Annotated in this window: 20 protein-coding genes and 1 tRNA gene; 10 read left to right on the forward strand and 11 right to left on the reverse strand. The window is 67.5% G+C overall.

Annotation, left to right across the window (positions count from 1 at the left end):
* Positions 1-89: 89 nt before the first annotated feature.
* Together VFH59_RS03140 and VFH59_RS03145 are read left to right on the forward strand one after the other, a co-directional pair.
* Positions 90-671 (forward strand): hypothetical protein, encoded by a 582-nt coding sequence (locus VFH59_RS03140; protein WP_325163431.1) that lies wholly within the window; start codon positions 90-92, stop codon positions 669-671.
* A gap of 223 nt (positions 672-894) precedes the next feature.
* Positions 895-1,941 (forward strand): MBL fold metallo-hydrolase, encoded by a 1,047-nt coding sequence (locus tag VFH59_RS03145; protein WP_325163432.1) that lies wholly within the window; start codon positions 895-897, stop codon positions 1,939-1,941.
* Positions 1,942-1,978: 37 nt separating this feature from the next.
* Here the strand turns inward: VFH59_RS03145 and VFH59_RS03150 are convergent, their stop codons facing one another.
* From VFH59_RS03150 to VFH59_RS03160, 3 genes are all read right to left on the reverse strand, one after another.
* A complete protein-coding gene (locus VFH59_RS03150) occupies positions 1,979-2,392 on the reverse strand; it encodes an MAPEG family protein (protein ID WP_325163433.1) in 414 nt (137 codons plus the stop codon).
* An 85-nt stretch (positions 2,393-2,477) separates the two neighbouring features.
* Positions 2,478-2,639, reverse strand: a complete 162-nt coding sequence (locus tag VFH59_RS03155) for a hypothetical protein (RefSeq protein ID WP_325163434.1) — start codon at positions 2,637-2,639, stop codon at positions 2,478-2,480.
* Between the two features lie 22 nt (positions 2,640-2,661).
* Positions 2,662-3,078: an OsmC family protein gene (locus VFH59_RS03160; protein WP_325163435.1), complete on the reverse strand. Its 417-nt coding sequence runs from the start codon at positions 3,076-3,078 to the stop codon at positions 2,662-2,664.
* Between the two features lie 192 nt (positions 3,079-3,270).
* On the opposite strand from VFH59_RS03160, the gene VFH59_RS03165 reads away from it, so the two are divergent.
* The 3 genes from VFH59_RS03165 to VFH59_RS03175 all read left to right on the forward strand — a co-directional run bounded on the left by VFH59_RS03165 (position 3,271) and on the right by VFH59_RS03175 (position 7,598).
* Positions 3,271-4,911, forward strand: a complete 1,641-nt coding sequence (locus tag VFH59_RS03165) for a carboxylesterase/lipase family protein (RefSeq protein WP_325163436.1) — start codon at positions 3,271-3,273, stop codon at positions 4,909-4,911.
* Between the two features lie 115 nt (positions 4,912-5,026).
* On the forward strand, positions 5,027-6,340 hold the full coding sequence (locus tag VFH59_RS03170) for an HD-GYP domain-containing protein (protein WP_325163437.1): 1,314 nt from the start codon (positions 5,027-5,029) through the stop codon (positions 6,338-6,340).
* A gap of 10 nt (positions 6,341-6,350) precedes the next feature.
* On the forward strand, positions 6,351-7,598 hold the full coding sequence (locus tag VFH59_RS03175) for a bifunctional diguanylate cyclase/phosphodiesterase (protein WP_325163438.1): 1,248 nt from the start codon (positions 6,351-6,353) through the stop codon (positions 7,596-7,598).
* A gap of 29 nt (positions 7,599-7,627) precedes the next feature.
* Here the strand turns inward: VFH59_RS03175 and VFH59_RS03180 are convergent, their stop codons facing one another.
* Positions 7,628-7,858, reverse strand: a complete 231-nt coding sequence (locus VFH59_RS03180; RefSeq protein WP_325163439.1) for a hypothetical protein — start codon at positions 7,856-7,858, stop codon at positions 7,628-7,630.
* Positions 7,859-7,966: 108 nt separating this feature from the next.
* Here VFH59_RS03180 and VFH59_RS03185 point away from each other — a divergent pair, with 108 nt between their 5' ends.
* A complete protein-coding gene (locus VFH59_RS03185; protein WP_325163440.1) occupies positions 7,967-8,500 on the forward strand; it encodes a DUF2058 domain-containing protein in 534 nt (177 codons plus the stop codon).
* Positions 8,501-8,625: 125 nt separating this feature from the next.
* On the opposite strand, the gene VFH59_RS03190 is transcribed toward VFH59_RS03185, so the two are convergent.
* Entirely contained in the window at positions 8,626-9,582 is a 957-nt protein-coding gene (locus VFH59_RS03190) for a DUF2268 domain-containing putative Zn-dependent protease (RefSeq protein ID WP_325163441.1), read from the reverse strand.
* A gap of 320 nt (positions 9,583-9,902) precedes the next feature.
* Here VFH59_RS03190 and VFH59_RS03195 point away from each other — a divergent pair, with 320 nt between their 5' ends.
* Positions 9,903-12,155 (forward strand): TonB-dependent receptor, encoded by a 2,253-nt coding sequence (locus tag VFH59_RS03195; protein ID WP_325163442.1) that lies wholly within the window; start codon positions 9,903-9,905, stop codon positions 12,153-12,155.
* A 109-nt stretch (positions 12,156-12,264) separates the two neighbouring features.
* On the opposite strand, the gene VFH59_RS03200 is transcribed toward VFH59_RS03195, so the two are convergent.
* Positions 12,265-13,344, reverse strand: coding sequence for a sensor histidine kinase (locus VFH59_RS03200; RefSeq protein WP_325163443.1), 1,080 nt, complete (start codon positions 13,342-13,344; stop codon positions 12,265-12,267).
* A 522-nt stretch (positions 13,345-13,866) separates the two neighbouring features.
* On the opposite strand from VFH59_RS03200, the gene VFH59_RS03205 reads away from it, so the two are divergent.
* Positions 13,867-15,333 (forward strand): rhomboid family intramembrane serine protease, encoded by a 1,467-nt coding sequence (locus VFH59_RS03205; protein WP_325163444.1) that lies wholly within the window; start codon positions 13,867-13,869, stop codon positions 15,331-15,333.
* A 68-nt stretch (positions 15,334-15,401) separates the two neighbouring features.
* Here the strand turns inward: VFH59_RS03205 and VFH59_RS03210 are convergent, their stop codons facing one another.
* A complete protein-coding gene (locus tag VFH59_RS03210) occupies positions 15,402-16,802 on the reverse strand; it encodes a hypothetical protein (RefSeq protein WP_325163445.1) in 1,401 nt (466 codons plus the stop codon).
* Between the two features lie 333 nt (positions 16,803-17,135).
* On the opposite strand from VFH59_RS03210, the gene VFH59_RS03215 reads away from it, so the two are divergent.
* Both VFH59_RS03215 and VFH59_RS03220 read left to right on the forward strand, forming a co-directional pair.
* Positions 17,136-18,950, forward strand: coding sequence for a DUF885 domain-containing protein (locus VFH59_RS03215; RefSeq protein ID WP_325163446.1), 1,815 nt, complete (start codon positions 17,136-17,138; stop codon positions 18,948-18,950).
* A gap of 215 nt (positions 18,951-19,165) precedes the next feature.
* Positions 19,166-20,479: an MFS transporter gene (locus VFH59_RS03220; RefSeq protein ID WP_325163447.1), complete on the forward strand. Its 1,314-nt coding sequence runs from the start codon at positions 19,166-19,168 to the stop codon at positions 20,477-20,479.
* A 375-nt stretch (positions 20,480-20,854) separates the two neighbouring features.
* Here the strand turns inward: VFH59_RS03220 and VFH59_RS03225 are convergent, their stop codons facing one another.
* The 4 genes from VFH59_RS03225 to VFH59_RS03240 all read right to left on the reverse strand — a co-directional run.
* Entirely contained in the window at positions 20,855-21,796 is a 942-nt protein-coding gene (locus tag VFH59_RS03225; RefSeq protein ID WP_325163448.1) for a hypothetical protein, read from the reverse strand.
* Positions 21,797-21,815: 19 nt separating this feature from the next.
* Positions 21,816-22,415: a hypothetical protein gene (locus VFH59_RS03230; RefSeq protein ID WP_325163449.1), complete on the reverse strand. Its 600-nt coding sequence runs from the start codon at positions 22,413-22,415 to the stop codon at positions 21,816-21,818.
* A gap of 480 nt (positions 22,416-22,895) precedes the next feature.
* Positions 22,896-22,970: transfer RNA gene (locus VFH59_RS03235), tRNA-Val, on the reverse strand.
* A gap of 131 nt (positions 22,971-23,101) precedes the next feature.
* Positions 23,102-23,752 (reverse strand): helicase-related protein (locus VFH59_RS03240; protein WP_325163450.1); only part of this gene is annotated, 651 nt, incomplete at its 5' end.

The raw sequence follows: 23,752 nt of genomic DNA on the forward strand, positions 1-23,752 counted from the left end.
CCGCTTCGCAGGCCCACGGAAGACTCCGAAATGCCATGCATCCGTGCGCTGCGGGTGCCATGCTGCACGGATACCGGCAGGAGAAGTGCATGCGAACGGCGCTTACGTGGCTGTGTTGGGTGGCCGCTGCCATGCCGGTGGCCACATGGGCGTCGGCACCCCGGATCTGGTACGACGATCCGGCGCTGCGTTCGCAGCTCGATCAGGCGATCGCCCGGTTCTTCGGCGATGCCCGCGGGCCGGACATCCCCCTGGGGGATGCGTCGAACCACATGCCCCGCCTGGCCCGGCGCTTTGCCCGGGTCTTCGACGGGGTCCCCGGGGAGGAGCGGATGCTGCCCGATGGCGACGTGCTCTACGCAGGTTGCCAGCCACACAGCTGCGGGGTGGCGGCGGCGGTGGTCGTGGGACAGGGGCGCCAGGTGATTGCCGCGGCGGTGACCCATTGGCATTGCGGTAGCCGCCGCCTCCCTGCCGAGCGCCCGGCGCGCCCTGGAAGGCCGGGGCGCATCGGGGGGTGTGACGATCCCGCCTTCCCCACCCTGGCGATCATCGTCCGCGGCGCCCGTGACACGCAGGCCATCGCCGCGCTCGAGCGCTGGGGACGCCTGCACCTGCAACCCCTCGGGCCACGCGGCGTGTCGCTGGACTACGTGAGGGTGACGCCGTAGGGCGAGCGGGAGGCGGGTGCGCGCGCATCGAGGCATGTACCCGCCCGACGCTCCCGGCCCGGGCCCCGTTCGTCGCCACACGCCCGGCCGCTCGAGGGTGCCGGATGACGGCACGCGCATGCGCCCCTTTGGCCCGCCCGGATCGCCCCCACCTCCATGGGCATCGGCAAACCGGTCGCGACCACGGCCGCCCGCGCGCCCCCTTCTCCCACGGTGACCCAACGTGCCGACGCTTCCCCGCTACCCGCAGTCTCCACAGAGCATCGGCGACCGCTTCCGCAACCTGGACCCCATGCAGCAGGCCCCTGCGAGGGGCCGGAACGTCATGTGGGACCTGCTCTTCAACAAGCCCGGGGACACGGTCCCCGCCGCGCCCATCCCGGTGCGCCGGTTGCGACGCGAGGAGCTGGACAGCGCACCGGACCGGAGCCTGTACCGGCTCGGCCACTCCACGCTGCTGCTGAAGCTGCGCGGGCACTGGTGGCTGACCGATCCGGTGTTCGCGCAGCGTGCCTCGCCGGTGCAATGGATGGGCCCGCGCCGCTTCCATGCGCCGCCGGTCGCGCTGCGGCACCTGCCGCCGATCCGCGGCGTGCTGCTTTCGCACGACCACTACGACCACCTGGACCGTGCCGCCGTCCGCGCACTGGCCCGGACGGGCGCACGGTTCTACATGCCCCTGGGCGTCGGCGACCGGCTCGCCGCGTGGGGCGTCCCCGACTCGCTGATCCGGCAGTTCGACTGGTGGCAGGGCGCCGAGGTCGAGGGGCTGCGGATCACCGCCACGCCCGCGCAGCATTTCTCCGGCCGCTCGCTGAACGACCGCAATCGGACGCTGTGGTGCTCCTGGGTCGTCGAGGACGCCGGCTTCCGCCTGTTCTTCAGTGGCGACAGCGGCTACTTCAGCGGCTTCCGGTCGATCGGCGAGCGGTTCGGCCCGTTCGACCTGACCTGTATCGAGACCGGCGCCTACAACGTGGACTGGCCCGGCGTGCACATGCAGCCGGAGGAAACCGTACGCGCGCACCAGGATCTGCAAGGACGCTGGCTGCTGCCCATCCACAACGGCACCTTCGACCTGGCGATGCACGCCTGGCACGAGCCGTTCGAACGGATTGCCGCGCTGGCCCGGGCCCACCGCATCGCGCTGGCGACGCCGATGTTCGGCGAGCGCTTCCTGCTCGATGCACCGCATCCGGGGACGGCCTGGTGGCGGGACCTGCCGGACACCGACGCCGCCACCTCACCCCTGCTGCAGGCGCCGCGCTGACCTGCCGAGCCGAGGTGCGTGGAACCGGGGCGCCTGCTCACGTGGAAGCGACCAGCTCGAAGGCCCAGTACAGCCCGATCGCCATCTGCAGGGCGAACGCGGCGAAGCGCACCGTCACCGCCGCAGGGCTTACCGAGGCCAGGTGCACCAGCGACTGGAAGATGCGCGCACCGAGCAAGAGGTAGGCGAGAGGATCGGTCAGCGCGGTGCGATTCGTGGCGATGCCCACGATCAGCAGGCCGCCGAAGACCGGCAGGCTCTCGATGCAGTTGGCGTGGGCCCGGGCCAGCCGCTGCATGAAGGGCGACAGGCCCGCGTTGTCCGGAGTGAAGGCATTGGCGCGGACCTTGCCACGCAGGACGAGTTGCGAGCGGAGGCCTTCCATGAGCACCAGCAGCACCAGCGCCCAGGTGATGAAGCCGGTCAACGCGATCGTGCTGGGTGAGGGCATGGCTGCATCCTTCGCAAGGCAGGGCAACGGATCGGGTCCGGGCTGCGAGCGCCACCCGCGTCCGGGACTCAGGCGGGCTTCTGTTTCATGACCGTGACGCGAAGTAGCTGACCGTTTCGATGGCCTCCGGCGCCGCACCCCGGATGGCGTTCAAGGCGGCCTGTACCTCGCCCGGACACCGCGCGATGTAGTCCTCGACACCGCCGGGTACGATGGCTTCCGGCTTCGCGTTCGATTTGCGCACCATGGCTGGTCTCCCGGGTCGGGCGTCAGGTCGCGGGATCGTGCCACGCGACGCGCTCGACCGGGCAACCGGCCCTGAGCGTGTTGTGGACTTCGGCCAGACGGTCCGTCTCGTCCAGAAGCCGCGCGACCTCCTCCGCCGAGGCCGGCGACTCCACCCGCGCCGCGTAGGTGACCGAGCTGGCCGCACGCCCCACCCCGTCGAACTCGGCGGTTACCGTGACCTCGCATCCGCGGATCTCGATCCCGAGGCGACCGGCCTCCCGGTACAGGTCATTGCAGTAGCAGGTTGCGAGCGCGGCCATGAGCAGCTCACCGCCGTTGACCGCACTCCCGCGTCCCTCCGGCTTGCCCGGGACGAGCAGGTATTGCGCGCGATCGGCGGTGGACACGTGCACCGCATGTCCGTCGGGGGTGTTGCGAACGTGGGCCGAAATTTCCATGGAGTCTCTCGTCGACGAGTCCGGCGCGCAGGGTACGCGGCGGGCGTGCTCTGCGCGTGTGGAAGGGTTCGCCCACGGGTGCCGATCGGCCCTGCCCTTTCGTGGCATCCCGGCTTCGGGCTAGGCTCGCACGGTGCGGATCGCGCGGCGCAACGGCCCCGCTCCATCCCCCGACCCCAAGCGAGGAACCCCATGATCCGCGCTCACCGTCGCCCCGTTCACCGCCTCTCCGGAGCCGCCCGCCTGCTGGGTGCGCTGCTGGCCCTTGCCGGCCCGGTGGCCCTGCCTGCCGCCCGCGGCACCGAGGCGCCGCGGGTGGCGGTCGACCAGGGCACGCTCCAGGGCAGGCTGGCACGCCTGGACGGCACCGTGCTGCGGGAGTTCCGGGGCATCCCCTACGCCGCGCCGCCGCTGGGCGAGCTGCGCTGGAAACCGCCGCAACCGGCCGCCGCCTGGCAAGGCGTGCGCCCGGCGATCCGCTTCGCGCCCCGCTGCATGCAACTGCCGCTGTTCGGCGACATGGTGTTCCGCTCCGACGGCATGGGCGAGGATTGCCTGTACCTCAACGTGTGGACGCCCGCGCGCGATGCGCATGCGGCCCTGCCCGTACTCGTCTACTTCTACGGCGGCGGCTTCGTCGGCGGTGATGGTTCGGAGCATCGCTACGACGGCGCCAGCCTGGCCAGCCGCGGCATCGTCACCGTGACGGTCAACTACCGCCTCGGCGTGTTCGGCTTCCTGGCCCTGCCCGCGCTGGCCGCCGAATCCCCCGCGCACGCGAGCGGCAACTACGGCCTGCTCGACCAGAACGCCGCCCTGCGCTGGGTCAAGGCCAACATCGCCCGCTTCGGCGGCGACCCGGCACGGATCACCATCGGCGGCGAGTCGGCCGGCTCCATCTCGGTCAGCGCGCACATGGCCTCGCCGCTGTCGCGCGGGCTGATCGCCGGGGCGATCGGCGAGAGCGGCGCGTTGATCGCCCCGATCGCCCCGCAGCCCCGCGCCGAGGCGCAGGCGCAGGGCAGCGCGTTCATGCGCAAGGCCGGCGCCGCGACGCTCGCCGCGCTGCGCAAGATGCCTGCCACCGCCCTGCTCGCGGCCAGCGCCGCACCGGCGCCGGAGATGCGGCCGGACGTCGACGGCCTGTTCCTCACCGAGCCGCCCGCCGCCACCTTCGCCCGTGGCGACCAGGCCGACGTGCCGCTGCTGCTGGGCAGCAATACCCAGGAAGGCTTCTACCCGGACCTGCTCGGCAAGCTGCCGCCGACACCGGCGAACTACCGCGCGGCGGTCGCACGGCTGTTCGGCGACCAGGCACAGCGGGTGCTGGCGCTGTACCCCGGCCATGACCGCGCGCAGGTCGAGCGCTCGGCCGGCGACCTGGCCGGCGACCTGTTCATCGCACACAGCACCTGGCGCTGGATGGACCTGCAGCGGCGCACCGCCGACGCGCCGGTGTACTTCTACCTGTTCGCCCGGCCACGCCCCGCCCGGCGCCACCCGTCGCCCGGCGAGCGGCCCGACCCGGGCGCCGTGCACAGCGGCGAGATCGAATACGCGCTGGGCAACCTGGACAGCAACCCGGTGTATGCCTGGACCCCGGCCGACCACACGGTGTCGCGCGTGATGGAGGGCTACCTCGAGCGCTTCATCAAGACCGGCAATCCGAACGGCCCCGGCCTGCCCACCTGGCCGGCGGCGGGCAAGGCGGACGGCCCCGTGCCGCGGCAGCGGATCGACGTCGACACCGGCACCATCCGCGACGCGGGCGCGGCACGGCAGGCGTTTCTGCAGTCGTTCATCGCCACGCATCCGGCGGTACGGCTGCCATGACGAAGCGCGTGGACGATGACAACGTGCGCCGCGTTCGAGCCACGATCTCACCCGCAATCAGCCACTTGCCTGCCGGGGTCACGCTAAAGAAAAGGGCGGCGGGGCCGATCCAGCCATGGCGACCGACCGCCTTGCTCCTGCCCGCCCGACCCACGACATCCGTTGTCCCGACCATGCCCATCGCCAGCCACCCACGGTGTGCCACATGACCTACGAGCTGGAGGAACGCCGCATGGATGTGGCCGACCTGCAGGTCGGCATGTACGTGTGCCGGCTCGACCGGCCGTGGGAAGAGACCCCGTTTCCGCTGCAGGGGCTCGCGCTGGCCTCGATGGACAACATCGAGGCGTTGCGCAGGCACTGCAACTACGTCTACATCGACGCCAGGCGGCTGGTGACCGATCCGCAAACGCAGGCGTCGGTGCTCGTCCGCTCGCAGGTATCCACCCAGCGCTTCGACCGTTCGACCACCTATGCCAGCGCCGTGTCGGTGGAAGCCGAGCTGCCGCATGCGCAAAAGGCGCTCGACAATGCCGCCGCGATGCTGGACCGGATCTACGAGGACGTGACCTCCGGCCGCGAGCTGTCCGCCGAGCACGTGGAAGGCGCGGTACGCCCGCTGGTCGCCAGCGTCCTGCGCAACGTGGATGCGTTCCTCTGGGTCGACGGCCTGCGCACCCACGACAGCTACAGCTACAGCCACGCCATCAGCTGCAGCGCACTGGCCGCTGCGTTCGGCCGGCACATGGGCTTTGCCGAAGAGACCATCATCAGCCTGGCCGCCGGCGGGCTGTTGATGGACGTCGGCAAGGCGCGCCTGCCGCGCGAGCTGCTCGAGCGTCCGGGGCCGCTGTCGCTGCACGAGATGGAGCGGGTGCGCTCGCACGTGCCCGAAGGGCTGGACATCCTCGCCCACTCGCGCATCGTGGAGCCGGACGTGCTCGACATCGTGCGCCACCACCACGAACACTACGACGGCAGCGGCTACCCCGAACATCTGATGGGCTCCAGGATCCCGCTGCCCGGTCGCATGCTCGCCATCATCGATGCCTACGACGCGATGGTCAGCCCGCGTCCGTACCGTCCGGCCATCTCGCGCCACGCCGCGTTGCGGCACATCTATGCCGAACGCGAGCGATGGTTCCAGGCCGAACTGGTCGAGCAGTTCCAGGTGTGCATGGGCGTCTATCCCACCGGCTCGCTGGTGGAGCTGAGCACCGGCGAGATCGCCATCGTGATGGAGCAGAACCAGGCGCGCCGGCTGCGCCCGCGCGTGGTCCTGCTGAGCACGCCGCAAAAGCAGAGGGTGAACGACTTCCAGGTGATCGACCTGATGAACCACGAGGGCCCCGGCGGGATCAACATCGTGCGCAGCCTGGCGCCGGGGAGCTGCCCGATCGACACCAGCGACCTTTTCCTGGCGGCATGAGCCAGCCGCGATGCTGAACCGCGCCGGCATCTTCGACTTCATCGACCGCCAGCTGGCACCCGCCGCCGCGGCCGACGACCACGTCGCGGTGATCATGCTGCGTGTGGAGGGCTTGCGCGAGGTGAGCCTGCGTTTCGGTTACGCGACCGGCGAACAGGCGCACCTGCGCGCGCTGGAGATGATCCGCGGGGCGCTGCGGCCGGTCGATCGCGTGTTCTCCGCCGGCGACGACCATTTCGTGCTGGTGTTGCCGCGGCTGCACGGCCGCAACCACGTGCTGCTGGCCGCCACCCGGCTGATCCAGACCTTCGAAGCGCCATTGCCGGGACTGCCCTACCCGTTGCAGGGCCGCCCGGAGATGGGCGTGGCGCTCTATCCCGGCCACGCCGAGACCCCCGACCTGCTGTGCCGCCGCGCGGAGCTGGCGCTGGCCGCCGCGCACGCGCGCGGCGAGTCGTGCCAGTTCTACGAACCGCAGGACACCCCGGAAGAGATCTTCTACGAGGAGCTGCGCGAGGCCATCGAAGCCAACCGCCTGTGCGCCTGGTTCCAGCCGGTGTGGGACCTGCAGCGGGGCACCATTGTCGGCGTCGAGTCGCTGGCGCGCTGGCCCAGTCCGCGGCTGGGCCTGGTCTCGCCGGCCAGCTTCGTCGAATTCGCCGAACAGAGCGACCTGATCCTGGCCCTGACCCGCTGGAGCATCAGCGCCACGCTGCGCCACGCGGCGTCGCTGCGTGGCGCGCCCGGGCTCACCTTCGCCATCAACTTCTCGCCGCGGGTGTTCGCCAGGCCGGGGCTGGTGGAACAGCTGATGGACGTGCTGGAAATCTGGGGCCTGCCGCCCAGCGTCGTCGTGGCGGAAATCACCGAAACGGCGCTGGTGAACGACCTTCAGGCAAGCGCGCAAGCGATGCAGCGCATGCGCGAGCGCGGCGTGCGCATCGCCATCGACGATTTCGGCACCGGCTACGCCTCGATCGCCTACCTGCGTCGCTTCCCGGCGTCCGAGCTGAAGATCGACCGCTCGCTGGTGTGCGACCTCACCAGCGACCCGCGCACCGCCACGCTGGTGCAGTCGATCATCCAGATGGCGCATCACATGGAGATGACCACCGTCGCCGAAGGTGTGGAAGACCAGGCCACGCAGGAGCTGCTGACGACGATGGGCTGCGACTACGCCCAGGGCTACCACCTGGGCCGCCCGGAACCCGCCGGCGACTTCGTCGCGCGCTACGCGCAGGCGCACACGCCGGCCTGACCCAGCGGCAACCGGGCGCCACCGTTCGATCAGCGCCGGCGGGTCGCCCCGGTCCTGGACGCAAGCCAGTCAAGCAGGAGGAAGGCGGGGACGAAGAACGGAAAGATCCCGAACAACGTATCGCTTGCCGAATGGGCGCGCCGGTCGACCGCAAGAAACACGAGCGTGCAGAACCCCACCGCCAGCGCGACTGCGCCATAGCCCTGCCAGTACACCGGCCGGAAGAACCAGCCCGCCGTGCGAAACCAGGTGCGGCTCATGGAACACCTCCGCATGCGTGCGCCGGCGCCGATGGTAGTACCGCCTTGCCACCCTGCGCCGACACCCGCGGCGCTACAATCCGGCGCCCATTCCCCCAGGGTGCCCCCATGCGCAATCCCCTCCAGGACCAACTGCTGAAGGCCGGGCTGGTCAACAAGGCCAAGGTCAACCAGGTGGCGCGCGAGCAGGCAAAGCAGCGCCAGGGCAAGGCACCGGTGGCACCGCCGCCCGAGCAGGTCGAGGCGCAGCGGCTCCAGGCCGAGCGCGCCGAGCGTGACCGCGCCATCGCCGCCGAGCGCAACGCGCAGGCACGCGCCGCGGAACAGCGGGCGCAGGCGCGGCAGATCATCGAAGCCCACAAGGTCGAGCGCAGCGGCGACATCCCCTACCGCTTCGCCGACGGCCCGCGCATCGCCAGCGTGCTGGTCGACCTGCGGCTGCGCGCGCAACTGGCCAGCGGGGCGCTGGTCATCGTGCGCCATGGCGAAGGCTACGAACTCATCCCGCGCGCGGCTGCCGACCGGATCCACGAGCGCGATGCCGGCCTGATCGTGCTCGACCACAGCCTGACCCCTCCCGCCGCTTCGGACGACGACGACGCGTACCGGCAGTTTCCGGTGCCCGACGACCTGATCTGGTAGAGCCCGGCGCCACCTGCGAGGGTCAGGCCAGCCGCCCACCAAGTGCGACCGCCCTGGCCTGCCTGCCACCCCTCATCGCCACGCGGACGAGCCGTCGCCCCATCGCTGGCGGTGTCGGCTCCCTGTCACTTATGCACCCCCGCGAGGCGGATGCCCGGATACCACCCGCTCCTGGCCAGGAACGCCTTGGCGTCCGTCATTTCGAGGATCTCGCGCAAGGCCTCGCGCTTGTCGCGGGCGTGCTGGTAGTACGCATTGACGATGCGATAGCCGACCCAATAGCCCAGGTCGCCCGGTTGCGTGAGCGTGCCGTTGTAGAGCCAGTCCGACAGGTCGGTCTTGTCCTCGTCGGCGACGAAGGCGCTCTCGATGGCTTTTTCGTGCCCGCGCGTGCGGGCGATGAGATCGACGTTGCCGATGCTGCCGGAGATCAGCTCGCCGGTGAATTCGGCTGCGCCTTCGATGAGCGATTCCTCGAGCACCGTAGGCTCGGGGTTGTCGTAAAAGGCCGGCGCCCTGGCCGCCTGCTGAACGTGCGCATATTCGTGCGCGATGATGTGCACGAAGCGGTCCTCGACGTCGGGCTCGAAATAGCTGACGGCACGCAGGGCCTCCAGACCGATGATGACGCCGTCCGCATCGGTGACACCCACCGGCTTGCCGCGACCGACGGCGATGGTGACCGGGGCTGCCTTTGCGTCCGGGTAGAGCCGGTCGAGCGTATCCAGGACGCCACGCAGCCGCTGGCGCACTCGCGGAAGCGGGGCCATGCAGCGTTTGGCATCCATGTACATTCCCGGGTGCCTGGCGAGATTGTCCGCGATGCTCTGCCCGTCGAGGTGGCGCAGCCTGGCCAGGCGGTGCAGGCCTTCGGACCCCAGGTCCAGATAGTCATGCTGGAGCTGCTCGGCCGTGGGCTGCCCGCGGGTGGCGCCATACAGCCGGTAGAACCGGGCGACGTCGCCGATCTGGATGACAGGGCCGTGCCGCGGGCCCGGGGGCGGGGACGTTGCCGCCTGCGAGCAGGGCAGGAACAGGACCAGGACGGTCCCAGCGGCGACCAGCAGGCGTGTCGATATCATCCGTCGCTCCCATGGGGTGGTGGGCTTGGCAGGGCAGCTCCAGCGGGGCCGCGTGAACAGCCGACGCGCCTGGGGAGCCTGTAGCGCTCCCGCTGGCGGCATGTCCTCAGCACGGCCGCATGGTAGCGAAGCTGCGCTCTGACCGGTCTCCGCCCGGTCTGCGGGAAACTCGCCCCGCGGACCATTCCCCGGGAACGGCGTTGCGGATATCCCGCCGCCCCCGTTGCCCCGCAGCCGGCCGGGCCTGTCGCCCCCGCCACGGGTGTAAGACAATGCGCCGGTTTGTCACCCGCCCACCGGCCACCCACAGGGAAAAACCCATGCCCGTCGCCCGCCCGCCACGCTCCGCCGTGCTCGCCGTTTCCATCCTCGCCGCACTGGCGCTGCCACCCTCGGCCGTATTGGCCCAGGACACCGCCGCACCGGCCCGGCCGAACGCGGCCAAGCCCACCGAGCTGCAGACCGTGAACGTCACCGCCTCCAAGCGGGTGGAGAACATGCAGAAGGTGCCGATGGCGATGACCGTGGTGACGCCGGAGAAGCTGGACGCGTTCGGCCAGGCCGGCGATGGCGTGCTGCAGCTGGCCTCCCGCGCGCCCAGCGTGTACGCCGAGACCTCCTACGGGCGCGAGTTCCCGCGCTTCTACATCCGCGGCCTGGGCAACAGCGACTTCGACCTGAACGCTTCGCAGCCGGTGTCGATGGTGTACGACGACATCGTGCAGGAAAACCCGATCTTGAAGGGCTTCCCGCTGTTCGACCTGGAGCAGGTCGAAGTGCTGCGCGGCCCGCAGGGCACGTTGTTCGGCCGCAACTCGCCGGCCGGCGTGATCAAGTTCGACTCGGTCCGCCCGAGCCGCGAGACCAGCGGCTACGCCCGCGTGTCCTACGGCTCGCTGGGCACCGCCAATGCCGAGGCCGCGCTTGGCGGCGCCCTCGGTGCGCAGTGGTCCGGTCGCATCTCGGCGCTGGGCCAGCACCGCGACAACTGGATCGACAACACCTACACCGGCCAGAAGAACGCGTTGGGCGGCTACAACGAGCGCGCCGTGCGCCTGCAGGCACTGTACGAGAACGGCGGCTTCAGCGCGCTGATCAACGGCCACGCGCGCTGGCTCGACGGCACCGCGACGGTCAACCGCGCCAATGCGATCGAACTGGGCAGCGACACCTTCGTGCCCGGTTTCAAGCGCGACCAGGTGGCGCAGGACGGCCGCAACAAGCAGCACCTGTTCACCTGGGGCAGCAACCTGCACCTGAACTGGAACCTGGGCGACATGGACTTCGTGTCGATCACCGGCCTGGAACGCGCCACCACCTACAGCCTGGGCGACGTCGACGGTGGCTACGGCGCGGTGTTCCATCCGCCGATGGGCCCGGGTTTCATCCCGTTCCCGTCCGAGACCGCCGACGCGATGCCGCACGATCGCCAGCTCACCCAGGAGTTCCGCCTCGCCAGCAACGGCCAGGAACGCCTCAACTGGCAGGTGGGCACGTACTACTTCGACGAAGACATCGCGATCAGCAACTTCGACTACGCGACCTTCAACGACCACGCGCTGGACGGCTACGCCAACCAGACCCAGCGCACCAAGGCCTGGGCAGTGTTCGGCTCGGGCAGCTACCAGCTTGCCGACGACTTCGAGCTGCGTGCCGGCGCGCGCTATTCGCACGACAAGCGCGACTTCCGCGTCGACCGCCTTGAGTCGCCGTTCGGCGCGCCGCCGCTGACCCTCACCGCCAACCCGAACGACTCGCGCTGGAGCGGCGACGTCACCGGCACCTGGACGCTCAACCCGAACGTCAACGTCTATGCCCGCATCGCGAACGGCTTCCGCGCGCCGAGCGTGCAGGGCCGCGTGCTGTTCTCCGACTTCATTTCCCAGGCCAAGCCGGAAACCATCACCTCCTACGAGCTGGGCATCAAGTCCACCGGCATGGACAACCACCTGCGCCTGAATGCGGACGTGTACAGCTACACCATGCACGACCAGCAGCTCACCGCGGTGGGCGGCGACATCAACATCACCCGCCTGATCAACGCGAAGAAGACCGAGGGCTACGGCGCCGAGTTCGACCTCGAGGCGGTGGTCACCCCCGACCTGGTGCTCACCGCCGGCGGCAGCTACAACGACACCGCGCTGAAGGACCCGAACCTGGCGGTCGCAGTCTGCGGCTCCGGCTGCACCGTGCTCGACCCGCTCAACGCCGACGGCAATGCGCTGATCGATGGCAACACCCTGCCCAACGCACCGAAGTGGATCGGCACCTTCACCGCCCGCTACGGCATCCCCTACGGCGACGATGGCGAGTTCTTCGTCTACACCGACTGGAACTACCGCAGCGAAGTGAACTTCTTCCTCTACGACTCGGCCGAGTACCGCGGCAAGCCGCTGCTCGAGGGTGGGCTGCGCGCGGGCTACAACTGGGACCTGGGCCGGCGCGAGGTGGCGCTGTATGCGCGCAACCTGACCAACAAGCGCGCACTGATCGGGGCGATCGACTTCAACAACCGCACCGGTTTCGTCAACGACCCGCGCGTGATCGGCGTCGAGTTCCGCGCCGACCTGTGACCACGGCCCGCCGCCGCGCCTTCGCACGCGAGGGCGCGGCGCGCGGTGAAAACCGGCGGGGTAGAACCACGAAAGCAGGGCCGGGGCGGATGTCGCTCCGGCCCTTTTCCTACATCGGCCCGGCGCCGTGCCCCGGGCCGATGTCACGCAGGGGCACCCGCAGGTCGACCTCGACCCCTGCCGGCGGATAACGCCTCTCGACGCTGCCCGAACCCAGCAAGCCCATGTCCATCAGGCGGGTGCCGAAGCCCGTGCGGCTGGGCGGTTGCACGCCCGGTCCGCCACGCTCGCGCCACTGCAGCTGCAGCTCCTCGCCTGCCACCAGCCAGCGCAAATCGACGCTGCCCGTCGCGGACGCCAGCGCCCCGTACTTGGCGGCGTTGGTGGCCAGCTCGTGAAGCACCAGGGAAAGCGCCACCGCGGCCTGGGCGTTCAGGTGGACGGTCGGGCCCTCGTAGTTGAAACGGTGGCCGTGCAGCTGCACCAACGCGTCGACCAGCTCCCTCAGTTCCATGCTGTCGTGCTGGCGTTGCAGCAGCATTTCGTGCGCCCGTGAAAGGGCGAGCAGACGCGCCTGGAATGCATCCATGGCATCGCTGCCAGCGGACTCGCGCAGCGTATGCCAGGCGATCGACTGGGCCATCGCCAGGGTGTTCTTCAGCCGGTGACCCAGCTCCTGGCGCATGACCTCCGACGCCCTGCGGGCAAGCACCGTGGCGGTGGTCTCCACCACCGTGTCCAGCATCCCGCCCACGCTGCCGTCGGCCAGTCGCACCGGGCTGTAGCAGAAGGTGAACCAGGCCAGCTCGGGGCGGCCGAAACGCTCGATCTCGAGCTCGAAATCCTCGATGAAGGTGGATTCACCGGCCAGCGCCCGCTGCGCGATCGGCCCGATGATCTCCCAGGCCTCGGACCAGATATCGCGAAAGCTGCGCCCCAACGCCTCCGGCTTCCGGCCCAGGATCGGCCGGAACGCATCGTTGTAGATGGTGGTCAGCTCCGGCCCCCAGACCAGTGCGCCGGGAAACGCCGACTCCATCAGCAGCCCCGTCGCGGTCTTCAGCTCCAGCGGCCATCCGGCCGGAGGCCCCAGCGGCGTGCCCGCCCAGTCGAAGGCCCGTACCGCGCGCGCCATCGGCCCCTGGCCGGGCAGGAAGCCGAACGGATCGTCACCGCGCTGATCGCACATGGTTTGCGCCATTTTTCCTCGAAAGGGCCCGGGCCGCGCCGACAGGAACGCCGGCGAACGTTCGTCGCGGCGTGACCACCATACCGTGAACCGGCGACTGCCCATGGTGACAGCCGGGCCTCCGGCGGGCAAAGGCCCATGGCCGATACGGGGGGCGGCAGGTTATCCGACCCATCGCGCTTCCCTGATGAAGAGCGCACCGGTAGCACGTGGACAAGCGACAGACTTGATTCCCGCGCCCCCCTTTCATGCAGGCCCTCCCTGTCATGCAGCCCCTCGATAGCCGGCCAGCCACCAGACCTTGCAGAGCGGGAGCTTCGGCGCAACAGGACGGGCTCTGACGCGGTCCGTTGTGCACGCTGGCCCGGGTTCTTGCCGGTCAACGCTTGTTCGCCCAGGGGGCCACCTACGGCCAGCCGATGGACGTAACCCCTTCCCTCCTTCTATTTCAAACCTGTTCCGTCCGCTGCATTCTGAGAACATAGCGCCGCGTCATCCTGGGGGGGATTCGCTTTGTTGATCATGCCGCTGCACCGTCGGATGACGCTGGCGAACGCGCCTGTGGTCACCCTGACCCTGGTTCTGCTCAACTGCATCGTCTATCTGTTCCTGCAATCGGGCGACGATCGTGTGCTGCGCCGTGCGCGCGACTACTACATCCAATCGCAGCTCGGCCGGACCGAGTTCCCGGCGTATGAAAGCTGGCTACGCGATCACCCTGGCAGCCCGGATGGCGCGCAACGGCTCAAGGCCATGCAGATGGCCCGGCCGGATCTGAAAATCGCCGTGATCCAGTCCGATCATGCGTTCATTGCCGCGCTGCACGACGACCGGGTGGTCGTTCCGGCGGACCCGGGTTACGCCGAATGGCATACCAAACGCGCCGAATTCGAGCGCATCTACGACAGCACGTTCACCTCGCGTCACGCGCTGCGCTTTTCGCACGTCGAGCCAGGCCGCATGTTCTGGGCGATGTTCATGCACGGGGGCCTGGAGCACCTGCTGGGCAACATGCTGTTTCTGCTGATGCTCGGCCTGCTGGTCGAGGGCGCGCTCGGTCCCTGGTGGTATCTCGGGCTCTACCTCGCCGGCGGCCTCGGCGCGTCGTTCGCGACGGTGGCCTGGCATTGGGGCGACCAGGGGCTGGCCCTGGGCGCGTCGGGCGCGATCGCGGCGTTGATGGGCGCGTACTGCGTGATCTGGGGCCTGCGCCGGATCCGCGTCTTCTACTGGTTCTTCGTCGTGTTCGACTACGTCCGCGTACCGGCGCTGGTGTTGCTGCCGTTCTGGCTCGGCTGGCAACTGCTCAACCTGTGGCTCAACAGCGGGGCGAACATCGGGTTCGATGCGCATGCGGGCGGCATGGTCTTCGGGGCCGGATCGGCCTGGCTGTTGCGCCGCTGCGGTCGTGTACGCGATGCCTTCGTCGAGGAAGACGAGCGCGAGGAACAGCGCGAATGCCATGCGCGGGCGTACACGCAGGCTCTCGAGCATATCGGCAAGCTCAAGATTGCCGCGGCGCGCCATTTGCTCGAGCGTATCGACGCCGACGAACCGGGCCAGCTGCACGTCGTGATCGCGCTGTACCGCTGCGCGCGGTATGGCGGTACGCCCGCGCAAGTGGATGCGGCGGCGGCACGCGTGTTGTCCTTCCCCGCAACCACCCCACCCGAGATCCGCGAACTCAAGGCGATCCTGGACGATTACCTGAAGGCCTGCGCCGGCGTCCCCCGCATCGCGCCGGGCGTGTTGTTGCGGCTGGTCCGCCTGCTGTGGCGAACGGGTGCCGCAGCCGATGCGCAAGCGCTGCTGCATGCCATCGGCCGGGCGGATCCGAGCCTCCCGGCTTTGCCGGCCGCGTGGTTCGCGTTCTCCCTGCATGCGCCCGAGGCTTCGCCACAGCGACGCGAGCGCCTCGAGTACCTCGCCCGGCATTTCGCGCAGAGCGAATTCGCGCCGAAGGCACGGTTCCTGTTGCAGCAGGGCTAGCTACCGTCCGGCCGCCTTTGTGCTTCCGTTCGGGAGAGGTGGCGCGAAGCTGCGCAAGCCTCCAATAGTCAGGCCTTCGCGACAGGTTTCCTGGCAATCGCCATCGTGCGTTCGATCAGCGCCAGGCGCGCATCGATGTCCGCCATCAGGGGATGGCCCGGATAGTTCCCCCTGAGATAGGTCAGCAGGGCGCGCGCCTGCTCGTCCTGGTTCATGCGCTCATGCAGGAGTACGGCGGCAAGCAGATAGTTCTGCGGGATATCCTGGCTCTTGGGGAAGCGCTTGTGGAAGCCTGAAAGCAGGCTCAGCGCCAGTTGTGCCTCCCCCCCTTGCGCGGCGAGTCCGGCGAGCTGGGTCACCTGCCCGGCCTCGGTGGGGCTGAACGCCGGATCCAGTGCCTTGCACTCGCGTACCAGGCCCAGCGCAAGGCGATCCTTCTCCTGCGCCATCAGGATATTCAGATACTCATGACCATGACGCAGCAATGCGTCGCGATCATTGGCCAGCGCCAGCAACTTCCGGTATTGCGTGTGGACGGCGTGCGTGCCACCGCGACTGCGCAAGTGGCCCCGCAGCAAACTCGTGGCACTTTCGGGGTTGCCGTCGCGCACGAATGCCGCCACTTCGTCCAGCACGTCCTGATCGGGATCGGGCTTTCCGAGCGGCCGCAGCGCCTGGGGCGCTTCCGGCTCGAAGCCGACCGCATCGTGATACTGGTAGATCAGATAGCCCATCAGGTGGAACGTCATCACCAGCGCGTAGTTGGCGATGACGCCCACCATGATCAGCGCGACGAACGGCGGCAGCACCTTCGCCGCGAACGCACCGGCATAGAGCTGGCTCATCAGGATGACCAGGCACAGGCCCACGACGGCAACGTAGGGCCAGCCGATGCGGGCGATGATCGCGATCCATTGCGCCGGGTTCAACGCGCCAGCGAGGCTCTCGTTCATGGCCAGGGTCATCGTGGCGCCCGGCAGGCAAATGCCCAGGAACAGCATCAGGGCGACACCAAGCCGGGGTCCGAATACCCCCAGTCCCACGATGGAAATGGCGATGAAGATCAGCATCAGCCAGATCTGCTTCCAACCCAGGCTGCGATCGGCGGACTGCGCCAGGTCCGGCGGCTCCATGTAACCGTTCGCCGTAGCACGCAGGCATTCGAATGCGTAGCGGTACATGGCCACGGTCACCATCAGGCCGAGCGTGCGCCCGAACGGCAGGAAAACCGCCAGCTTGGCAATCGCCAGGGCGACGATGGTGATCATCGCGCTCATGTGCGAGGGATACCGCATGATCTCGCGCAAGCGGTTCCAGAACGGAACGGGCGGGGTGTGGGCGAGCGATGGTGCGGACATTCGAATTCCCTTCGATTGGCGATTGCTGGAAAAGGCGATCAGCGTCCGGGGGCCCCGCAATAACCCTTTGCTTCCATCAACGATTGGTGTCGATCGAAGCAGCACTGGCACGGACCGTCGCTCCATTTTGGCCACGAGCCAATGCCCCCCAGCGCGCGGCCAATGTATTGCAAAAACGGCCAGTTCGGGCGCTCTCGCCAGGAAAACCCCGGGGCGGAGTCGACTTTGCAGCCGCCCGTAATCCCGAAACTGCGCCCTGACCCGGAATTTCGGACGGCCCGGTCCCGAAAGCGCTCGACAGTGGTCGGTCCATGAGGGCATGGTTGTGAGGCTGCCTTCGGAGGCCCGTTCGGGTTCGGGCTCGAATCTCCGGGTGGCCCTCCCTCATTGGATAACCCGCCGAGAAACTACAGCCGGTCTTGCATTCGCCAGAGGAAGTCGACCATGCGCACGCTCCGCGTCTTCACGCTATCCGCAGTCATTACCGCCGTCCTTGCCGGTTGCTCGCCCGACGCGCCGGCACCGTCCGCGTCGGCACCACCGGCCGCGACCTCGACCGCCGCCACCACGCCGACCAACGACGACGCGGCCCTCGCGTCGGCGGTCGACACCTTCATCAAGGGGGCGTTCGAGCACAACCCGGTGTTTGCCGCCAACGCCGGCAAGCATGAGTACGACGGCAGGCTGCCCGACTACAGTCCCGCCGGCCTGAAGGCGACCGCCGACTGGCTGCATGCGCAGCGCGACACGTTCGCGGCGTTCACGGACGACCGGCTGGACGCGACGGGACGCTTCCGGCGCGACTACGTGCTGGCGACGATCGACGGCCAGCTGTTCTGGCTGGAGGAGTCGGGCTTTCCGTACAGCAACCCGGCCTTCTACACCGGCGACCTGTCGCCGAGCATGTACCTCACCCGTCCCTACGCGCCGCTGCCCGTGCGCATGGCCGCGTTCATCCGCTACCAGGAGGCACTGCCGCAGGCGCTGGCGCAGATCAAGGCCAACCTCAAGCTGCCGCTGCCCGCCTCGTACATCGAGCTGGGCGTGAACGCGTTCGGCGGTTACGCCGACTTCTTCAAGGCCGACGTGCCGGGCATCTTCGCCGGGGTGAAGGACCAGGCCTTGCAGGCGCGCTTCAAGGCCAGCAACGCCGCCGCCATCAAGGCCTCGCGGGAGCTGGCCGACTGGCTGAAGGCGCAGAAGCCGCACGCCACCCAGGATTACGCGCTGGGCGCGCAGAAGTTTTCCCGGATGCTGCAGGCGACCGAGCTGGTCGACCTGCCGCTGGACCAGCTCAAGGCCGCGGGCGAAGCGGATCTCGCGCGCAACACCGCCGCGCTCGAGTCCGCCTGCGCCCAGTACCTGCCGGGCAAGCCGCTGACCGCATGCGTGGCGAAGGTGAGCGCGGACAAGCCGGTCGGCGGCGCCGTCGAGGGCGCGCGCGCCCAGCTCGCCGGCCTGCGCCAGTTCGTCGTCGACAAGGACCTGGTGAGCATCCCCGGCACCGAGCAGGCCAAGGTCGAGGAAGCCCCGCCGTTCAACCGCGCGAACTTCGCCTACATCGAGATCCCCGGTCCCTACGAGAAGAACCTGCCGTCGGTGTACTACATCGCGCCGCCGGACCCGTCCTGGTCCAAGGCCGAGCAGAAGGCCTACATCCCGGGCAAGGCCGACCTGCTGTTCACCTCCGCGCACGAGGTCTGGCCGGGGCACTTCCTGAACTTCCTGCACGCCAACCGCGTGGACTGGATCTTCGGCAAGCTCTTTATCGGCTACGCCTTCGCCGAAGGCTGGGCGCACTACACCGAGGAGATGATGTTCGACGCCGGCGTCGACGGCGCCACGCCGGAAGTCCACATCGGCCAGCTGACCAATGCGCTGCTGCGCGACGTGCGCTTCCTGTCCGCCATCGGCCTGCATACCGGCGGCATGTCCCTGGCCCAGTCGGAGCAGATGTTCAAGGACAAGGCCTTCCAGGACCCCGGCAACGCCCGCCAGCAGGCCGCGCGCGGCACCTACGACCCGGCCTATCTCAACTACACGCTGGGCAAGCTGATGATCATGCAGCTGCGCCAGGACTGGACCGCCACGCATGGTGGCCGCACGGGCTGGAAGGCATTCCACGACCAGTTCCTGAGCTACGGCGGCCCGCCGATTCCGCTGGTGCGCGCCCAGATGCTGGGCGGCAAGCCGGAGGCGAAGCTGTGGTCGGCGAAGAGCGCGACCGGCGCGGCGACGACGGGCGGCGGGTCGCGCTGACCCGGGTAGCGGCGCAAGCCTCGCCATGATGAAGGCCCCGCTCGCGGGGCCTTTTTTTCGCGCATGGGGCAAAGCTCAAGCAACCAGTCACGGACGTAAGACGACCGGAAAGTGCACTGTGACCCGGGTTTTTCTCGTTTGAGCCCGGGCGTGCCGGACCCGTCGCGCAGGACCCGGCTACCATCGGACCACCGCCCGCTTCCGGCCGCCCCCGCATGCCGCACACCCACCCGCACAGTGCCGCCGAGATCTCGCGCGCCTCCATGGTGGTCGCGGCGCTGTCGACGGTGGTGGAGTGGTACGACTTCACGCTTTACCTGTATTTCGCCACCGTGCTCTCGCGGGTGTTTTTCGGGGGCGGCGAGACATCGCTGCTGGCCACGCTGGGCGGTTTCGCCATCGCGTATGCAATGCGCCCGCTGGGCGCGATGGTCTTCGGGCACGTGGGCGATCGCATCGGCAGGCAACGCACGCTGCTGCTGTCGATGATGCTGATGACCCTGGCGATGCTCGCCACGGCGCTGCTGCCCGGCTACGCCGCGATCGGCCCGGCCGCGGGCGCGGTGCTGATGCTGTTGCGCTGTTTCATGGCGTTTTCGGTCGGCGGCGAATACACCGGCGTCGTCGCCTACCTGCTCGAAGGCGCGCAAGCGGATCGTCGCGGCCTGATCACGTCGCTGGCTTCGGCCGCCAGCGAGATCGGCGCGCTGCTGGCCGTCGCCGTCTCCGCATTGACGGTCGGCCTGCTGGACCCCGCACAACTGGACGCGTGGGGCTGGCGCATTCCCTTCCTGGTGGGCGCGGTGCTGGCCGGTTGCGTATGGGTCGCCCGGTCCACCATGGAAGAATCGCCCGACTTCCTCCGCCAGGTGCGGGAAGACAGCGTGCCCGAGGCGCCGCTGCGCCACACGCTCGTCCACCATCGCCCCGCCCTGCTACGGACATTCGCCATCTCCGCGCTGGGCTCGATCACCTACTACGTGGGCATTACCTACGTCCCGACGTTCCTCGTTTCGGCAGGCCTCCTGGCCGAGGACCGATCGCTGTGGATGTCCACCCTTGCCGCCGTGGCGGTCATTCTGGTCACGCCCCTGGCCGGCGCACTCTGCGACCGGGTCGGTCGCAGGCCGGTGCTGGTCTGGCTGGCGGCCGCCGGCATGCTGCTTCCGCTGGGCATGTTCGGGCTGATGGGCGGCGGCAATGAAGCGGCCATCGCGGGCGGCGCCATCACGCTGGCCTTCCTGGCTGGCGGCGTCAGCGCCGTCGGCGCCTCCGCCACCGCCGAACAGTTTCCGGGCGAAGGGCGCCTGAGCGGCCTGGCACTCGGCGTCACCGTGGCAACCGCGCTGTTCGGCGGCCTGACGCCCTTCCTCGCCGAACTTCTCGTCCAGCGCACCGGCTGGCACGCCGCGCCGGGCGCCATGATCGCCGCCGTCGCGCTGGCCGTGTTGCCCGTGTTCCTGACCATGCCGGAGACGCGTCCGCAGCCGCAGGAGCGCCCGGCCGGCCCGTTGCCATCCGGCAAGTGAAGCTGACGCCGTTAGGCCCGGCCTTCCCGACGTGCGTCAACCTGGCTCCATTCCGCCTTCACGTGGACGACGTAAGTGGACTTAGCTCCCGCCGCCCGGTTTGTTCGCCGCTTAGGAAGTGAACTCGATCCCGTTCGGTCCGCAAGCAAACAATCACGGACCTGAGATAGGAGGTTCTGATCCGGCTAGTTCGAATAGGTAAGACGACCGGAAAGTGCACTCTGACCCGGATTTTTCGTTCTGCGGCAGCCACACGCTGGGGCGGCTCGCCAGGGGTAATCAACCGACGCAGGGAAATTGTCCCTGACACCTTTGTCTCCGTGGCAGGCACGCAGCCTTGGCGTGTAGCGCACCATATGAACGCCCGCCTAGAGGTCAGCGGCCGGCAGCATCGTTAGAAAAGAACATCCTTCGGTCCGAAGCGGTGTGGAGACTGTGCTTCACGATGTGATACGCGGCCGCCTGAACACTTTCAGATTTAAGAACAAACGGGATCTCGTCAAAACAAAACTCAGCGACTACTGCAGAAAAATCTTTGTCATAGCAGTCTTGCAGCAGCTTTAAGCGAGTGGACGGAAAACTGTCCTTAAACTCAATGTTGTACTCCGGACGAAAGTACCGAATCATTGCCGCCTCATACAGGGCTATCCTTTCGCGCTCGCTCGTGCCATAGAGCTTTTCGAGCCCCGCTTGAATTCTTGAGCCATCAGAATCCTCCTCTTCGGCATAAGGGTTAAGTATGGTGAGGACTTGATTAGCCGGATGCACCTCTACTAGTAGCAGAGTTAATACATGACCCGAGGGTGCCGGCCGCAGCGCGATCTTCTGAAGGGTTTCATGGCTAATAAGCCGATCGAGCGCTGAGCGTGAGCCCTCGCGCCCATAGGATTGACCTATGTACTTGACGTCGAACTGTAGCGGCCCGTGCTGCTCTCTAAGACGAAGGAGGATTTGCTCCTCTGTAGGCGCATAGCGTTGCCCGTCTTCACCCTCTACAAACCAAAGGCCATCAAGTTCTTTGAGACGGTACCCCGTGGGGAAATCCCAGCTCACCCACCTTCGTTCGGTAAGAAATCCAAGTTCAATGGATACAACCGATCCATCTTGTTTTGAATTAAGCACAGAAACCCGTGGAAGGAAACCAATGAAATAAATATGGCAATCCTTTAGGGTTTTCGCGAATTTCCCGAGCGACTGAACGTCGTAGAGGCCTGCTGCAGGGAAGTGCACGTAGCTGTAGGCAAACATATCGAGCGCCTGCTCTACATCGAACCGCCTACCGCCGAAGAAGGCATCTCGATTTTCGAGATCAGCCATTTTGTATCTCGCTGTCTAGTCAGAGGGTTGGCCAGAGCGTCTCAATGATTTTCGCACTCTCCGCCACAGCCTTCGTAGTTGCCGCCCTCCGTTTTTTGATCGCGTAGATATCCCCACTGAATAGATCAACATACTCGATATGGTCGATAGGCATCTTAATACCGTTTCGCTCCAGAACCCAGTGTGAAATTTCTGCCGTTAGTTTCGCCACTTCAGGATCGAACTTCATATTCCTGAAGTTAAAAAACAGCAACCGATTCTCACCATTCTCGAGAACATTTAGATCCGGAGACAGCCTGAATTCGACTGTTCCGAGCGACGACCTCCAATGTGGAACTTTCTCAAGGATAAGCGCCCGCTCCGCCAAGGTCGATTTTTGAAAGGAAGTCATTACACGCCCATTATTCAATCGACGCGCCTCCTGCCCGAGCCCTTCAATCTTGCTCATCGCGATTGATATCTGGGAAACATTCCGCCCAGAACGAAAGTAATTCCGAATTCCCACCAGTGCTTGCTGATAGTAGGGGGTGCGAAACGCCTGCGGCTCCTGCTTAGGGTATTTTTGTTCCGCCAGGATTCTGGCTTGCGCGTGAGCCGGCAGGCGCAGCATTTCTGCCATAGCGCGAACTGTAAGACTCGGCATGGTCTTCCCCCCTGTGTTAGGTGCTCCCATCATAGTTGCCTCTGTCTCAGCGGACGAGACAATAAGTCTGTGGATAAGCTGTGTGTGCTTGTGGGTAAGCGCCTGAAAGCGCGGGCGCAAGTCGGCAGGACAGGGCTGTCGATGATTTGACCATTTAGTGCTTGGTCCGGGTGCGATCTCGTCACGCACGACCCTGCGTCGCCGGCTGGCGACGGTGCACCTAAACCGCACTGAATGCCGAGATGTGGACGGCAGCGACCTGATGACCAATGCGCTCGAGTGGCTACGCCCTAGGTTGCCCGTCTGGGACGTGGAACCCGACAAGGCGCGCGACGCAACGTGGGGCTCGGTTCCCCTCGCACGGGCGGCCATCGCTTCTAAAGGCGACGGCGTCTCCCGCGGTGACGCGCAAAGAAAAAGGCCGGCGCAATGCGCCGGCCTTTTCGTTTCAACTCTTGGTGGGCGGTACAAGGATCGAACTTGTGACCCCTACCATGTCAAGGTAGTGCTCTACCGCTGAGCTAACCGCCCAAGAGCCGCGAAGTTTAGCAAGGGTGGGGGGCCGTGCCAAGCTTTTTGACCCGATGGTGGTTCGAGGCGAGAGTGGCCCCTCACCCCAATCCTCTCCCCGGAGGGGAGAGGGAGCTACAGCGAGGCGGGCGTCAGCTCTGCATCACCTGCTCGCGCAGCTTGTGGATCTGGTCGCGCAGCCGCGCGGCTTCCTCGAACTCCAGGTTCTGGGCGTGCTTGTACATCTGCCCCTCGAGCTTGCGGATGGCGGCGGCGGCCTGGGTGGCGGTGAGGTTGGCGTACTCCCCTGCCCCTTCGGCCACGGCCTTGCCGCGCGCGCCCTTGGCGGCCTTGCCTCTGCCGCGGGTGGCCGGCTCGGCGCGGGCGCCTTCCATGATGTCGGCGATGCGGCGCACGACGGTCTGCGGGGTGATGCCGTTGGCTTCGTTGTACGCGATCTGCTTCTCACGGCGGCGGGCGGTTTCGTCCATCGCCGCCTGCATCGAGCGGGTGACATCGTCGGCGTACAGGATCGCCTTGCCGCGCACGTTGCGGGCGGCGCGGCCGATGGTCTGGATCAGCGAGCCGGTGGAGCGCAGGAAGCCTTCCTTGTCGGCGTCCAGGATCGCCACCAGCGATACCTCGGGCATGTCCAGGCCCTCGCGCAGCAGGTTGATGCCGACCAGCACGTCGAACTCGCCCAGGCGCAGGTCGCGGATGATTTCGGTGCGTTCGACGGTCTCGATGTCCGAGTGCAGGTAGCGCACCTTCACGTCGTGCTCGGAGAGGTATTCGGTGAGGTT

Source organism: Frateuria sp. (genome assembly GCF_035695185.1).
Classification (GTDB): Bacteria; Pseudomonadota; Gammaproteobacteria; order Xanthomonadales; family Rhodanobacteraceae; genus Frateuria_A.